We start from the raw sequence: 14550 nt of genomic DNA, 5'->3' as shown, positions 1-14550 counted from the left end.
GAGGCTCACAAACAAATTGCGCATTACTTGACTCACAACTACAGCGTGATTTTTCTGCCCACCTTCGAGACTTCCGATATGGTTACCAAGGTCAAGCGGAAAATTAAATCCAAGACGGCGCGAGCTATGATGACGTGGGCGCATTATCGATTCAAGTTAACGCTGAAACATCAAGCCGAAATAACCGGAACCACAGTTTTAGATGTCACCGAAGAATACACGAGCAAAACCTGTACTCACTGTGGTCACGTTCATTCCCAGCTAGGTGGCTCAAAAGTGTTCCATTGTCCTGAGTGTGGTTTCACTCTGCCAAGGGACTGGAACGGTGCTTTTGGAATCTTTCTAAAAGCTTTGCGGGATACCGCCTCTATCACGTTCAAAGGTGATAGTGCTATCGTTGCATTGTCCGGGAATAGCCGGAAAGATGTCGCGTAAATGTATCAGGCAGTCTAACGAAATAATAAGATGATCGTTTGTAAGCAGCCGATAATGACACCTAAAACTCCCCCTAAATTGACAATAGCTTGTAACTCACTTTTAACAATTCCATTGATAGCAACCTCTAATTCTTGAGGAGAAGTTGCGATCACGCGATCAATAATCACCTGATTGATATTTAAAATAGGGATGACTTCAGCGACAATTTTTTCTAAGTCGCGTTCGAGGTAGCGTTCAAGAACTAAAGCGAGTTCTTGACTGACTAATTCTAATGAATTACTAACAACAGGTGAAGCTTGCAGGCGCTTCAAGATGAGGGTGGAAACATTTTCCCAGTCAATCGATAGACTTAAACCTTGAATGATATCAATTCCGCGCTCTTGGAAATAATGACGAACTGAATCTCGCATGGTTTTGCGTAACTGGCGAACCGTGGAAACAGGTAAATTTTGGAGAGACAAATTTTGCAACCATTCTTGCAGACGTTCTCGCAGTCCCAAAGCAATAATTAATTCAGCTAATCGACGATTCGTTTCTTCTTTTTCATCTAAACAAAAAGTCCGTAAGCGCGTTAAAGTATTTCGCAAGCCAAACAAATTAGCAACAACCCAATAAGTACCGCTTGTTCGTTCTCGAAATCCTTCATCAATGATGGCAATATTGCGATCAGTGAGAAAGTCAACTAAAACTTGTCGAATGACTTCCGGTGGAATCACCACTCCCAGTAACCAGTCCGAGAGTTGACGAGCTTGTAATTCTGTTAACTGAAATTCTAATAAGACTTGATCAAAAATTTGATTAAGTTGAACTTCTAGGAAATCTTCTCGTCTCGCCCAAATTTTTAAAACCCGAGGAAAAGATTCTCCCAATAAATCATGTAAAATTCCACCTAATATTTTAGCCGTTTTTTGTTCAGTATCGGCTTTAACTTGATCTAATGCAAGTCGTAAAAGCCAATTAATCGTCGCTTCCATTCGTTCCAATTTTAACAAACGACGGGCTAGATTTTGTAACTCCTCGGGAGTGAGGAGAGAATTCATAATCGTATCAGAAATTCGCTTGGCTAACCGTTCTTGGTTACGGGGAATTAAGCCCGGTGTAAAAGGAAGTATACGTCCACCAACACGAATGGGACGATAGGGACGAAATAACATTTTTATGGCTAAATCATTGGTGAAATAGCCAATAATCCCGCCTAAAATGGGCGGAGCAATTAAAACCCAGAATTCAAACAAGTTTGCCATATGACTGATCAGCGAACAGTTATCTCTACTTAGCCTCAACTCAACAAAGCTAACAGCTCAAAACACCTTCGTTTGGTCGTTATCAGTTCAAAAGTTGGGAATAGATCAAAAGGTCGAACTTACCCACTCAGGGGTCAACTTGACTGACGGATAACTAATTACTGCTGAGTATTAACTGTTTTTGTGACCACTAATACTCCCATCATACCGCCTGCGATCGGATAATGGCTGGCCCGTCGGAAGCCCGCAGCCCGAGCCAGGGCGACTTGTTGGCAACCCGAGGGAAATTGATCGAGACTGGGATTAATGTAGGCGTATTCCTCTTTGAAACCGAGACGTTCTGCTGTGGGAACAACCAAGCTATCCAAGTACCACTGCTGAAAGCGTCTCAGCCAGGGATCATTCGGACGGTTCATATCAAGAATGGCTGCGGTGGCCCCCGGCTTGAGAACCCGATGGAGTTCTTCTAAACTGCTGGGAATATCAATCACATTTCGCAGACCATAGCCCATCGTCGCGCAGTCAAAGGTTTGGTCAGCAAAGGGTAAATGGAGGGCGTCTGCTTCTACCCAATTAATGGCAGCCAGGGGGAAGGTGAAGGGTTTCTCGCGACGTTGAGCGTGAGCCAGTTGGTCACAAGAAAAATCGACAGCAAACACCTGACCTTCCCGACCCAAACGTTGGGCGAGTAAAAGGGCGAGATCTCCACTTCCACAACAGAGATCTAACCCAGTCTGTCCGGGTTGAGCTTGACTCCAGGCTATCGCCATCTTTTTCCAAATGCGGTGCTGTCCCCAACTGAACTGATCGTTCATGCGATCGTAGACGGGAGCGATGCGGTTAAAAATAGCTTGAATTCGCTCTTTTTTCATGGCAAATTGAACAATGGGGCGGTTTTTTCGGGTTGGGTTTAACTGTTGAGGCTGGTGATCACTAGAGCGATCGCTTGAGACACCCAATGCAGAGTATCTAGGTCTTCTGGAGTCAGTTGACAAGGTTGTTTCCACTGAAGCGAGAGTAGGGCGACACTTTGCTCTCTAAAAATCACAGGAATACTGATGTGAGCTTGAACGCCTGAAGTTTGGTAGTGTTTGACCTCAGCGTAAGCCGGATCTCTAGGAATATTAATCGAGGCTTGTAAGGTCCGGGTTTTCAGGGATTCCTGAACCAGAGGGTCTATCGCTAACCAATTTTCGACGGTCTTGCTGTGGCTCGATGATCCTGCGGCAGAAGTTAATTGACTGCTGATCACCTGTTGTAAGATACAGGTATCTGTTTGGAAATTCTCTGCGATCGCACTTGCCATTAACTTGAGACTGGTTTCTAGACTTTGAGACTCCTGAGCAACTTGCATCACAGTTCCCAAGAGTTGGGTTTGTTCTTGGGCGTGTTTTAACTCGGCGGTGCGTTGGTTTAAGAGTTCATAGGTTTCTGCTGCCCGTTCTACAACGGTTTTCAGTTCGTTCGGGTCCCAAGGCTTGGTAATGTATTTATAGACTTGGCCTGAGTTTATCGCATCGACGAGATCTTCGATATCGGTGAAGCCTGTGAGGATAATTCTCACCGTATTAGGAAATGATCGGACTGTTTTGCTGAGAAACTCTGTTCCTTTCATTTCGGGCATTCGTTGGTCGGAGATGATCACAGCGACTTCACCCTCTGCCTCTAGGATTTCTAGGGCGCGAATGCCACTTTCTGCTTTCAAGACGTTAAAGTTCCGTCGAAAAGTGCGATAAAGCAAATCAAGATTATCTGGTTCATCATCGACGACCAGCATTTTGGGTTTTTTTTGTCGATTTAGACTCATTAGCTGGCGCTTGATAGTCTCTAGGTCTGAAGTTTCACGTTCCATTGATACTGACGTGATGATTCGGATACTAATTAAGTCTATCCCAGTTCAATCGTTATTCTGTATTGCAACAACATTAGTAAAAAAAGAATAATCCACCAATGAGTGCGGCAATCAAAATTAATGCCATCGACAGAAAGCCATTATCTTTGGTATTTACCTGAGTCAGATCAACGGCTTCGGGGGACGACGACTTCGGGGTAGAACGTTTCAGGGGTGTTGCAGAACGAGTTAGCAGATCTTTGGTTGATCGGCTTGACTCATCTATACCAGTCATATCGGGAATTTGGATCAATCCCTCCAGATTACTTTTTAACTCCGGGGCTTCGAGAATTTCCAGTAAGCGGCGAGATTGTTTGCGGGTTTCCCAACTCGGATGACGGCTGAGTTGTTTACAGAGGGCGATGGCATTTGGGGTTTTTCCGAGGGCTTGATAGGCTGTTGCTAGCCAAATTTGAATTTCTCCACCCAAACGAGAGTTTTTGTCTACCAAGTCACAAGCGGTCTCCAAATGTTCGATAGACTGGCGATAACGACCGCGTTCAAAGGTAATTTTACCGGAGCGGTACTCGGTTTGAATTTGTTCTAAGGGGTCTAAACTCACGCTAACAATTGATCTTGAGTGAACTACCTACGCCGACGCTTCGCTTTCTGACGTGGGCTTCCAGTTTCTTGAACAGTCTTGGTCGAAGCATCAACAGATTGTTCATTGATCGGAAGTTGCCGCACAGAAGACTTGCGTCCCTTGTTTGGTCTTCGTTCTCTCGGATGCAAGCTCCGAGAGCTGCGAAGGCTTCGTCTTACACCTCCTCCACTGGCAGTCGCCCCCGTCCCAGAGGCTTTGGGGCTGTCTGCGTGGGTCTCCCGCGCAGTTTATACGCCCCGCGATGACTCGTAATCCCTCGTCTCGAATATTGATCGCGGCGTTGATATCACGATCATGTTGGGTATGACAATGATTGCATTCCCATTGACGAATATCAAGTGGCAAACTTTCTACAACATTCAGACAAACATTACAAGTCTTTGAGGATGGGAAAAACCGATCTATTTCCAGAAAGGTTTTCCCGTCCCTTTTCGCTTTGTAGTCAACAAAGTTCAAGAACATTCCCCAACCACAATCACTTATCGCCTTGGCTAGATTATGGTTGCGTACCATTCCTTTTACATTAAGGTTCTCAGCAATTATCACTTGGTTCTCATTGACAATTTTGCGAGACAATTTATGCAGGAAGTCTTGCCTGGCGTTGCTGACTTTCTCATACGCTCTTGCGACTAACCTACGGGCTTTATTCCTAGAGTTAGAAGCTTTTTGCTTGCGGGATAACTTCTGTTGTTTCCGTTTTAAGTTGTGTGAGTGTTTCTTGAAGTGACGAGGATTCTCATATTTAGACCCCTCACTTGTAATTAAAAAGTGGGTAAGTCCCAGATCCAAGCCTATGGCTTTACCCTCGTCTGAAATTGGTGGTTCAGTCTCCTCATTTTCAAACAAAATAGAAGCGTAATACTTCTCTGTTTTTGTCTTGGTTATTGTGACTGTTTTGATATTTCCATCGAAAGTTCTGTGGATATTGGCTTTAATTTTGCCAATCACGGGAAGACTCAAATAGTTTTCAATAATCTTGACGTTTTGAGGATATTGAATCGACTGCTTTCCATGACGACTTTTGAATCTAGGAAATTTGGCTCGACCCTCAAAGAAATTTAAAAAAGCCCTAGAAAGGTTTAAAACAGACTGCTGCAAACACTGTGAATAGGTTTCTTTTAACCAAGCTGTTTCTTCTTTCTTCTTGAGGATTGGTAGCTGCTTTTTTAGCTGCATTCCTGAGATACCCTTGCCTGTTTCTTTATAGACTTGGTTATTTAGCTCCAGACAGTAATTCCACACCCAGCGAACAGAACCAAACGCTTTTGCAAGGGCTTGTTTCTGTTCATCTGTTGGGTATAGCCTGACTTTTGCTACGTTTCTCATCGTGCAACTTTAGAGCGAATGCTTTTTATTTTAACGCAATTTGGTGAATTGAGAAACTCCGTCGGCGATTCATCCCACACTGACACTGCGTTTTCAGATGTGGGGCTTCTCGCCGCGAAAGCTAATTTTGCTAAGATTCCTTTCAAAATTCCTCATAACTGGTTTCTGGCATACTCTCGTTATCGCGCTTAGAACCGAGTAACTCGAGTTGCTCAACTCGAATAACGGGTTTAGAGCGTTTCACCCCAGTAGCGCGATCGTCCCAGTAGTCAAACTTAAGCGTGCCTTTTACCCCGATTAAGCTTCCTTTACGAACGTAGTTTGCAGCTATTTCTGCGGTTTTGTCCCAAATTTCCAGATTGAACCAGTCCGGTTCATCCGTGCGGCGACGGCGGTTAACGGCTAAAGTGAGATTACAAACGACTTTACCCGACTCAAAATACTTCACTTCGGGGTCTCGACCCGCACGACCGACAAGGGTAACAATATTAAGGCTCATTTGGCTTTAATTTTTCGACTCTGGATGATTGTATATCTATTTTACAGGCAACAAGCAACAGGTTACAGGTTACAGGGGATAGGGAATAGGGAATAGGGAATAGGGAATAGGGAGTTGGGAGTTGGGAGTTGGGAGTTGGGACAACTGGTATAGCAGTTCGCGCTGGTATATTGACAAATGCACGGCACGAAGAATAGCCAAAAGCCTTACTATATTGAACTTTTCCCCCCTCTTGCCTCTTGCCTTTTGCAAGATTGCCTAGCGCTTCGCGCTATAACTGTCTCTTACCCCCAGGACTAGACTCTTGCCTCAAAACATAATACAATCCACATCGATTCCTTCAAGTTGTGCTGTTAGCTTCCGGTATCGCCTGAACTACCCCAGAAAGAGAAAGCAAAGATGGTAGAAAAAGCTTTGGACTCAGCAAGCCAAGGGAATTCCGCTACGGACTTGGGGTGAAGTCGTTTGTTTTTGACCAAACCGAACCGATAACGGTTTGTACTGTTACGGTTGAGATCAGAAAGTGGAACAATCAATGTGTTGGGGTGTAATAGGGTCTGGATCGATTGAGTTGGGTCTGTTTTCAAAAAAGTTCTATTGGTTTTGACTTAAGGGGCAAAAAAACGGTGGGTCTTCTAAATCGCTTTTCCTTATCGCGGGACATGGGTATTGACCTGGGGACTGCGAACACCTTAATTTATGTTTCTGGCCAGGGTATTGTTCTCCAAGAACCCTCTGTGGTTGCCATTGATCAAGATGAAAAAATTCCTCTTGCTGTCGGAACAGATGCCAAAAAAATGCTCGGTCGAACTCCCAATAACGTAATTGCACTGCGACCTTTGCGCGATGGTGTGATTGCGGACTTCGACTATGCTGAACAGATGCTGAAGTATTTTATTCGACGAGTGCATCAAGGCAAAACTCTGATTGCACCTCGAATTGTCATTGGAATTCCCAGTGGAGTCACTGGGGTCGAACGACGGGCTGTAATGGAAGCGGCTTTGCAAGCGGGAGCGCGAGATGTGCGCTTGATTGATGAACCCATTGCGGCGGCTATTGGTGCAGGACTGCCTGTTGCTGATCCGACTGGAAATATGATTGTTGATATCGGTGGAGGAACGACGGAAGTCGCTATTATAAGCTTACAAGGAACGGTTCTGAGTGAATCGGTTCGGATTGCTGGAGATGAACTCAATGAAGCAATCATCCAGTATATGAAAAAAGTTCACAACTTAGTAATTGGCGAACAAACTGCCGAGGATATCAAGATTCGTATGGGTTCGGCTTATCCAACCTATGAAGATGAGGATAGCATCATGGAGGTGCGAGGAATTCACTTGTTATCGGGTTTACCTCGAACCGTGACGATTAAAGCCCCGGAAGTGCGGGAAAGTATGTCAGAACCTCTGTCTATTATTGTGGATGCGGTGAAACGTACCCTAGAACGAACACCTCCAGAATTAGCAGCCGATATTGTTGATCGCGGCATCATGTTAGCGGGGGGTGGGGCTTTAATGAAAGGGATTGATACTCTGATTAGTCACGAGACTGGCATTGTGACTCATATCGCGGCTGACCCGCTTTGCTGTGTCGTTTTGGGAGCCGGACGGGTTTTAGAAAATCCGAAACAGCTTGAACGGGTATTTACGGCGCGATCGCGTACAGTATAACCCCTTGGGGTTAGGGTAGAGATATGCGCGGCGGCGTGTGTCTCTACAACAGACAACGGATTGATGATTGCGGAACGGATTGACTTTGTTCGCTTGTCAGTATCAATCGATGGGGCTTGAAATGAATTGCATTCGTTCTTTTTGACATACTCCCCATTTCTAAAGAAAGGGGATTCTCCAAACCTCACGGCTTTGGATTACTGATTCATTGACAACCCTTACAGCAAGCTGGTTTCCTAACCTACTCTTTGAGGGGTTCGTCTCCCCAGTCGTTCATCCCATTTCAGAGATAGTTTCGGTATGCCCTACCGTACTTGAGAAAAAAATGCTTGATTCTCTGTACTTGGTGCTTTAAGGTTTTATATGGCCAAAGCATTCCTGGCAAGAACCCCATACCTTAAGTTTTCAAGGTTCATTGCATCGATTAGATGCTGGGTTTTTCAACTGGTTGAATACCCTGCCAGTAGAGTTATTATAGCATTTGAAAGAGCCTTATATCCCCATACCTAAAAGGTAGGGGCGTGTGCGGCAATTTTTGGTAATAAATATCCGTTTCTCATATTGTTGGAGGATGCGGGGTTAGATTTGGGAGAAAGCCTGATGAATACAAGGAGTTGGTGGAATCGACACGGATCACAATTAACACTCTTGGGTTTAGCGGTGTTGACAGCGTGGCTGGTAAGGCAGACTCAGGGAGCGGCATTGTTTGAAATCTATTATTGGGTGAGTCGGCCGTTTCATCAGTCTGAGGAACAGGCGATGATTGTTCAGCAACAGGGAACGGTGTTAAATGCCCGTATTGATCAGTTAGAAGCTGAAATTGAGGAGCTAAAAAGCCAAAATCAAAAGCTGCAAAAACTTTTAGGATATATTTCTTCTAAACCCAATGATAAAGGGGTTGTTGCCCCTGTGATTGGCCGCAGCGCAGAACATTGGTGGCAGCAAGTGACTTTGGGACGCGGTAGCCAAAGTGGGATCAAAGTGGATAATTTGGTCATGGGGCCAGGAGGGGTTGTGGGTCGTGTTGTTAGCGTCACGCAAAATACCAGCCAGGTGTTGCTGTTGAGTGATCCCACCAGTCGGGTGGGGGTAGCGGTCAGTCGCACTCGGCAAATGGGCTATCTCAAGGGTCAAGGAAATAATCAGGGTGTGATGGAGTTCTTTGACAATGTTCCGAAGGTGAAAGCCGATGATGTGGTTGTGACTTCGGCGTTTAGTCAAATTTTTCCGGCGGGTTGGCCTGTTGGCAAGGTGGTTTCGGTGGATTTGAATAAAGCACCTGCACCGGAAGCTGTGATTGAATTTTTCGTTCCCTTGGGATCGCTGGAATGGGTGGTTGTCTATCCGAACCCGAAATCCATTGAAAAAGTTGAGATTAAAAATTAGAAAATCGTTATTTTTGTAGACTTGAACTGTTGTTTGATTGTATGGGAGTGATGTTTGTGTTGACTCGTCAAATTCTAAACTCTAGTGTCACCGGCACTTCTGTGATTATTTGTGTTTTAGTGGTGTTGGCACCGATCCCCGCCCTGGAATTGTTCGGCATTAAACCCAATTGGCTGTTAATTTGGTTAGTGGTTTGGAGTTTGAAGCGATCGCTTTTTTCAGCCGCAGTTGCCGGGTTGGTTTTAGGATTAATTTTAGATGGAATTACGGCTTCTAATCCGAGTCATATTTTCTCTTTTATGCTGGTTGGAGTTCTGACTGTCTTCATTTACAAGCATCTTATGAAAAAAATGCAGGAAGACTTTGTTTCTGTGGCTTTAATTGTGTTTGGAATGGCAATTGTGGTCGAGACAATTAGAGCCTTACAATTTAGTCAAATGAGCAATCATTCTTTAATGGATTTGTGGGTCTATCAGCAACAGGTTGCTCTGAGTTCTGCCATTTTGAGCAGTCTATGGGCGCCGGTGGTTTACTTTCCCCTCAATCGTTGGTGGGAGTTGATGAAATCATCGAATTCAATCCATTACTGATCTCAAGAAAAGTAGGCAGGAGGCAGGAGGCAGAAGGAGAATTCAAAAGTTGATCGAGATAACTGAGAATTGCTGACTCTTGCTCTTGATATTGTAACGGGAAGTTCAACCTCAACTGCGGAAGTTAAAATACCCTTTAAAATCGGGATATTCTGACAGACATTGCTAAAATTTAAGCTTCAAGCTTAGACAATAGATAGCTATGCTCAAACAGAGTGATTTTGATCAAACCGATGAAGTCAGTCGGGTAAAAGTTCTCAGTGAAGCCCTACCTTATATCCAAAAATTTGCGAACCGCACCATAGTTGTGAAGTATGGAGGGGCAGCCATGAAGGAAAGCCATTTGAAGCAACAAGTGGTTCGGGATATTGTGTTGCTGTCCTGTGTGGGAATTCGTCCTGTTGTGGTTCACGGTGGCGGCCCTGAGATTAACACTTGGTTGGGCAAACTGGGAATTGAACCCCAATTTAAAAACGGTCTACGGGTTACAGATGCGGCGACGATGGATGTCGTAGAAATGGTTTTGGTGGGGCGTGTCAATAAGGAAATTGTCGCTCTCATTAACCAAGCTGGGGGTTCGGCAGTGGGATTGTGTGGGAAAGATTCTAACCTGATTGTAGCCCGACCTCAAGATCAAGAGGGAATTGGGTTTGTCGGAGAAGTGAATAGTGTCAATATCAAGCTGGTGGCGTCTTTAGTTGATAGTCACTATATCCCAGTTGTTTCCAGTGTAGCCGCAGATGATACTGGACAAGCTTATAATATTAATGCCGATACGGTAGCGGGTGAAATCGCGGCGGCTTTGGGGGCTGAAAAGCTGATTTTGATGACGGATACGACGGGAATTTTAGAAGACTACCATAACCCCGAAACGCTAATTGCTAAATTGGATATTCAAGAAGCGAGAGGCTTAATTGAGAAGGGAATTGTTGGAGGTGGAATGATTCCCAAGGTCAACTGTTGTGTGAGGAGTTTAGCCCAAGGAGTACGGGCAGCGCATATTATTGATGGTCGGATGCCCCATGCCTTGCTTCAGGAAATTTTCAGCGATGCGGGTATTGGTACGATGATTGTTGCTTCGGAATTTTTGTCCTAACCTTCAGCACGGTTAGAATTGAGGGCTTCAGATTCGGGTTTGGGGTAGGGGGATGTTTGAGGTTCCCTACCCGCTTCCTCATAAAAACTTTCGGGATCGCTGTGGCTGAAGGATTCTTCTAAGTAAGGATCACGACGCTCTGCAAATCGAGAAACGGGCTTTGGTGAGGGGGTTAACCGCTCAACCGGACGACGACTGCCTTGACGAAACGTGTTCCAGCCGACCTTAAACCCTTGAAAAAAACGCTCTGTTGTGGTTTGTACTTTCTCAGCCTGTTTTTTGGCATTGTCAATACTGCGATCGACTTGTTTAACGACTTGACCTGCACTCTGCACCCCTTCACTGACATCATCGGTGAGTTCACTAATTTCTAATCCCGTCATCCGAATTGCTTCTAGAGTCGGGGGAAACTCCCGAGATAGGGTATCTGCAAGCTTTTCAAGACTACGAGCCGCTCGCGCCAGGGCTTGCAAAGCGGGTAAAGCGGCAATTAACACGGCGCTCAGACTGGCAGCAACCAGTAAGATAGACAAGCCAAGCCAAAACACGGGGTCGCTCACGGGATTAAAATTAAGGATGCAAGAGGTTAACGGGATAGAGTTGAGAGGTTGAGAACAACCTACTCTTTATTTTCTCTAGAATTTGTTATCTGTTACACTGGCTCAAGAGCGATCGCCAACCTTGGGAGCCAGAGATAGAAACCATCAGTTCAGAACCGATGGCGGTTATTATTCTATCACGCTTACTTTGAGGCCTCCTCCGCTTCATTCTTGAGAGAGAGCTTTTGACACTCCCACGCCTTAAAAGGCGGGGATTCTTCATTCTACGACTCAACTTGCTGAGACAGGATTTCTCCTATCACAGTAGAGGACAAATCTCCTGAAGCGTTTTGATCTAAGATCCAAGTTCCGCTATGCCCTAGCGTACTCAAAGCTGAATTCAGAATATTAATTGCGGCGTTATGATCCCTGTCTAACTCGCACCCACACCGACAAATATGAGTTCGAGTTGATAGAGATTTTTTAACGGTTGTTCCACAATTTGAGCAATTTTGAGAAGTATAAGCGGGGTTAACGGCAACCGTTACCCGACCAAACTTGCTTCCAAAATACTCCAGCCATTTTCTGAATTGATACCAACCCGCATCATTAATTGACTTGGCTAGACAATGATTCTTTACTAAGTTCTTAATCCTCAAGTCTTCGTAGGCGACCAAATCGTTTGATTGGATTACGCAACGCGCCAGTCTTTTGGCGTGTTCTACACGTTGCCTACTTATCTTGAGGTGTACTTTGCCTAGTCGCTTAATCGCTTTTAATCGGTTAGCACTGCCAATATTTTTTCTTGAAACACGTCTTTGACAAAATTTAAACTGTTTTTCGCTTTTTCTGTAGAAACGAGGGTTTAACTCAGTATTGCCATTACTATCGGTGTAGAACTCTTTTAATCCTACATCTAACCCAACTGTTTTCCCTGTCGGTTGTATTTTTACCTTCACATCGACTTGGATACAAAATTGAACGTAATAGCCGTCAGCCCTTCTAACCAGCCTCACTCGTTTAATGTGTTCAACTGGATAGAATGCAAGATCCCAGGTTCCAAGAAGTTTGAGTTTTCCAATCCCTTTTTTATCGATAAATTCGATATGTTTGGGGTCTAAAAGTCTCCATCCGCTCTGTTTGTATTCAGCAGAACGACTATTCTTCTTGAACTTTGGATAGCCTTTCCTACCCGGAATATTCTTTTTGCAGTTATCGTAGAATCTAGCAATAGCTGACCAACATCGTTCTACAGATGCCTGACAAGCGTGTGAATTAAAGTCCCTGACAAAAGGGTACATAGCTCGGAGTTCAGTGTTATATCGATACAACTCTTTTCTTCCGAGTCCGCGATTATCCATCCAATACCGCAAGCAAGAATTCCGAACAAACTGAGATGTTTGGATGGCTTCATCGATTGCTTTATATTGATACGCTTTTCCTTTTGCTTTAAATTCGTAGACGATCATTGACACTGGCTTGCTTGGCGTATAATATTATGGTACCACATAGATGCTATATGCAGAAAGTAAGTTAACCGTCGTAAACGACGGGGCTTGCATCCCGCTTTTTTTCGGTCAGGGCGGTTTGATGAGATACTGTTCAACAGAGTATTTCCGGCTCACCCGCCCGAACAATCTAGTTTTGATCGCCAAGGGCTCTGTAAGAGGTCTCTGTGTTTTTCACCTGATCAGACATCACTTGGCGTTCCTGTTGACTGGCTTCTAAGCCCGCAGCAACGGCTTCTTTGAGTCTGATTAAGGTATCTTCCCAGCTTCGCAAAGCTGACTCGGAGAGTCGATCTGCTTGGATTTGTACGCTAGTTGAGAGATCTTCCACCAATTCTGGCAGGGCTTGAGCAGACTTTTTCAAGACTTGTCTAGTTTCCTTCCCAGAGCGGGGTGCGACTAACAAACCGATGACGGTTCCTACGGCAGATCCAAGTATCAAACCACCAACAAACGAGCCAGAACGATTATTTGACATACCTAAAACTTAATATCCCCTACAGTCATTGTAGACAGCTTTGCGCCCGTCGTTTCCTGAAACCTTTAACAATTCTGACTCCAGGCGGTTGACTTGTGCAACTCAAAATCTTTGTCGCCACAGAATGAGTCGAGTTAAGCGGACAATTGCGATTATTTTTTCGAGTTGTTGCAGTTTTTGCTGAAGCGAGTCATACTGCTGTTTGAGTTGAGAACTGGTTGATTGTCCCCGAACGACAAAGTTTCGGGTTCGATACAACAGCATATTCGCACGATGTTCTAGGCGGGTGAGAATCAGGTCAAATCGGGCTAACCCTCTACGAAGCTGCCAAACTTTACGAGCCACATAAAGGCAAACAACCGAGATTAACACATTAATACAGATCACTGTAACAACCATAAATCGTTGACGCTCTAGCTCAATTCACAGCATTTTTGAGTCAGTATCTTTCTTAAGATAGCAAACAGAATACAGGTGTGAGTCAATTGATCAAAATTTAGCGATCGCCGTTTTTAGTAAGTAAGGGCGTAAGGGTGTAAGTAAGGGCGTAAGCCTTACGCCCCTACCCAGAATTTCATATGAAATACTTAAATGTTTGCGATATAGGATTGGCGGAGAAGCTGGGGAAGTGGTTAACTTTTGTCTTTGAAAAGTTTAAGGTTGACATTGAATTGTCGGTTGTCGCTGACGTTGAACTCCGGTTAGAGTCGGGTCATAACTCACAAGAATTACCTCTCCTTTCTGATTGCGTATCCATCCTCTAGCCGGAACAATATCTGCACTCGAAACCCGATCAGATTTTCTAGAGTAATTTCTGGAAATTCTATTTCTTTGAGAGGGTGAATGATTGCGGCGAGACTCAATATCTGGAGGCAATTCTATTAAAGGAACTAATGTTTCTTCACTGCGTAAACTTTCTTGAGGACTAGGTGGAAATCCCCCACGACCTGTATTCACAAATGAACTATATTGACCTTTTTTACAGGCATCTTGAGCAATTAATGCAGCCGGATCAACAACCGTTTGAGGCAATTCTACTAATCCTTGAGCGGGGTCAATTTCGCTATTTAATTCAACCGTTCCGCTAAATTCTGCACCCAGTTCAGAGGTTGCAGTAATATCACTGGCTGAGGTTTGTTGAGTACGGAATTGAGTTCCAAAAACGGCATCTGCATTAATAATCACTTGACCCCCTAACCCCGCTTGAGCATTGGCAGAAATATCGCTATTTTCAATTGCAACTAACTGATTACTATTAATCGTAATATTTCCACCCGTGCC

At 44.5% G+C, this 14550-nt stretch carries 15 protein-coding genes and 1 pseudogene; 5 read left to right on the top strand and 11 right to left on the bottom strand.

All coding sequences use genetic code 11. The features are described 5' to 3' along the window. Nucleotides 1–435: zinc ribbon domain-containing protein (locus WN50_RS06775; protein ID WP_049558514.1), on the top strand; the 435-nt coding region annotated here is incomplete at its 5' end. A gap of 14 nt (nt 436–449) precedes the next feature. Here WN50_RS06775 and WN50_RS06770 read toward each other — a convergent pair. From WN50_RS06770 to WN50_RS06745, 6 genes are all read right to left on the bottom strand, one after another. Further along, a complete protein-coding gene (locus WN50_RS06770; RefSeq protein ID WP_046277833.1) occupies nt 450–1682 on the bottom strand; it encodes a DUF445 domain-containing protein in 1233 nt (410 codons plus the stop codon). Nucleotides 1683–1840: 158 nt separating this feature from the next. After that, complete coding sequence (ubiE, locus tag WN50_RS06765) at nt 1841–2554, bottom strand: bifunctional demethylmenaquinone methyltransferase/2-methoxy-6-polyprenyl-1,4-benzoquinol methylase UbiE (protein WP_046277832.1); 714 nt, start codon at nt 2552–2554, stop codon at nt 1841–1843. 38 nt (nt 2555–2592) lie between these two features. Next, nucleotides 2593–3534, bottom strand: a complete 942-nt coding sequence (locus WN50_RS06760; protein ID WP_046277831.1) for a response regulator — start codon at nt 3532–3534, stop codon at nt 2593–2595. A gap of 73 nt (nt 3535–3607) precedes the next feature. After that, complete coding sequence (locus tag WN50_RS06755) at nt 3608–4135, bottom strand: tetratricopeptide repeat protein (RefSeq protein ID WP_046277830.1); 528 nt, start codon at nt 4133–4135, stop codon at nt 3608–3610. Nucleotides 4136–4237: 102 nt separating this feature from the next. Further along, nucleotides 4238–5503 (bottom strand): RNA-guided endonuclease InsQ/TnpB family protein, encoded by a 1266-nt coding sequence (locus WN50_RS06750; RefSeq protein WP_235440858.1) that lies wholly within the window; start codon nt 5501–5503, stop codon nt 4238–4240. A gap of 142 nt (nt 5504–5645) precedes the next feature. Beyond that, nucleotides 5646–6002, bottom strand: coding sequence for a single-stranded DNA-binding protein (locus tag WN50_RS06745; protein ID WP_046277829.1), 357 nt, complete (start codon nt 6000–6002; stop codon nt 5646–5648). A 662-nt stretch (nt 6003–6664) separates the two neighbouring features. On the opposite strand from WN50_RS06745, the gene WN50_RS06740 reads away from it, so the two are divergent. The 4 genes from WN50_RS06740 (at nt 6665) to argB (ending at nt 10744) form a co-directional block, all read left to right on the top strand. Then, nucleotides 6665–7672 carry a rod shape-determining protein gene (locus WN50_RS06740; protein WP_046277828.1) on the top strand — a complete coding sequence of 336 codons (1008 nt, stop codon included), beginning with the start codon at nt 6665–6667 and terminating at the stop codon, nt 7670–7672. Nucleotides 7673–8272: 600 nt separating this feature from the next. Continuing rightward, nucleotides 8273–9058, top strand: a complete 786-nt coding sequence (mreC, locus tag WN50_RS06735) for a rod shape-determining protein MreC (protein ID WP_046279382.1) — start codon at nt 8273–8275, stop codon at nt 9056–9058. Between the two features lie 50 nt (nt 9059–9108). After that, a complete protein-coding gene (gene mreD, locus WN50_RS06730) occupies nt 9109–9648 on the top strand; it encodes a rod shape-determining protein MreD (protein ID WP_200906228.1) in 540 nt (179 codons plus the stop codon). A gap of 202 nt (nt 9649–9850) precedes the next feature. Next, nucleotides 9851–10744, top strand: coding sequence for an acetylglutamate kinase (gene argB, locus WN50_RS06725; RefSeq protein WP_046279380.1), 894 nt, complete (start codon nt 9851–9853; stop codon nt 10742–10744). On the opposite strand, the gene WN50_RS06720 is transcribed toward argB, so the two are convergent. The 5 genes and pseudogenes from WN50_RS06720 to WN50_RS34570 form a co-directional block, all read right to left on the bottom strand. Next, entirely contained in the window at nt 10741–11304 is a 564-nt protein-coding gene (locus WN50_RS06720; protein ID WP_046279379.1) for a hypothetical protein, read from the bottom strand. The genes argB and WN50_RS06720 overlap by 4 nt on opposite strands. A gap of 263 nt (nt 11305–11567) precedes the next feature. Next, complete coding sequence (locus tag WN50_RS06715) at nt 11568–12752, bottom strand: RNA-guided endonuclease InsQ/TnpB family protein (RefSeq protein ID WP_046279378.1); 1185 nt, start codon at nt 12750–12752, stop codon at nt 11568–11570. A 169-nt stretch (nt 12753–12921) separates the two neighbouring features. Continuing rightward, the gene (locus WN50_RS06710; protein WP_046279377.1) at nt 12922–13269 is read right to left on the bottom strand and encodes a YtxH domain-containing protein; all 348 of its coding nucleotides are present in this window, start codon (nt 13267–13269) and stop codon (nt 12922–12924) included. 102 nt (nt 13270–13371) lie between these two features. Then, nucleotides 13372–13668 carry a hypothetical protein gene (locus WN50_RS06705; RefSeq protein WP_046279376.1) on the bottom strand — a complete coding sequence of 99 codons (297 nt, stop codon included), beginning with the start codon at nt 13666–13668 and terminating at the stop codon, nt 13372–13374. Between the two features lie 255 nt (nt 13669–13923). Next, nucleotides 13924–14550 (bottom strand): annotated as a pseudogene (locus WN50_RS34570) (S-layer family protein); the annotation flags it as partial.

The sequence above is a fragment of the Limnoraphis robusta CS-951 genome, from assembly GCF_000972705.2.
This window is presented reverse-complemented; position numbering and strand designations above follow the sequence as displayed.

Bases quoted from the DNA above. Each gene is read 5' to 3' on its own strand.
- WN50_RS06770 (WP_046277833.1), bottom strand. From the start codon at position 1,682: ATGGCAAACTTGTTTGAATTCTGGGTTTTAATTGCTCCGCCCATTTTA.
- ubiE (WP_046277832.1), bottom strand. From the start codon at position 2,554: ATGAAAAAAGAGCGAATTCAAGCTATTTTTAACCGCATCGCTCCCGTC.
- WN50_RS06760 (WP_046277831.1), bottom strand. From the start codon at position 3,534: ATGGAACGTGAAACTTCAGACCTAGAGACTATCAAGCGCCAGCTAATG.
- WN50_RS06750 (WP_235440858.1), bottom strand. From the start codon at position 5,503: ATGAGAAACGTAGCAAAAGTCAGGCTATACCCAACAGATGAACAGAAA.
- WN50_RS06745 (WP_046277829.1), bottom strand. From the start codon at position 6,002: ATGAGCCTTAATATTGTTACCCTTGTCGGTCGTGCGGGTCGAGACCCC.
- WN50_RS06740 (WP_046277828.1), top strand. From the start codon at position 6,665: ATGGGTATTGACCTGGGGACTGCGAACACCTTAATTTATGTTTCTGGC.
- mreC (WP_046279382.1), top strand. From the start codon at position 8,273: ATGAATACAAGGAGTTGGTGGAATCGACACGGATCACAATTAACACTC.
- mreD (WP_200906228.1), top strand. From the start codon at position 9,109: ATGTTTGTGTTGACTCGTCAAATTCTAAACTCTAGTGTCACCGGCACT.
- argB (WP_046279380.1), top strand. From the start codon at position 9,851: ATGCTCAAACAGAGTGATTTTGATCAAACCGATGAAGTCAGTCGGGTA.
- WN50_RS06715 (WP_046279378.1), bottom strand. From the start codon at position 12,752: ATGATCGTCTACGAATTTAAAGCAAAAGGAAAAGCGTATCAATATAAA.
- WN50_RS06710 (WP_046279377.1), bottom strand. From the start codon at position 13,269: ATGTCAAATAATCGTTCTGGCTCGTTTGTTGGTGGTTTGATACTTGGA.
- WN50_RS06705 (WP_046279376.1), bottom strand. From the start codon at position 13,668: ATGGTTGTTACAGTGATCTGTATTAATGTGTTAATCTCGGTTGTTTGC.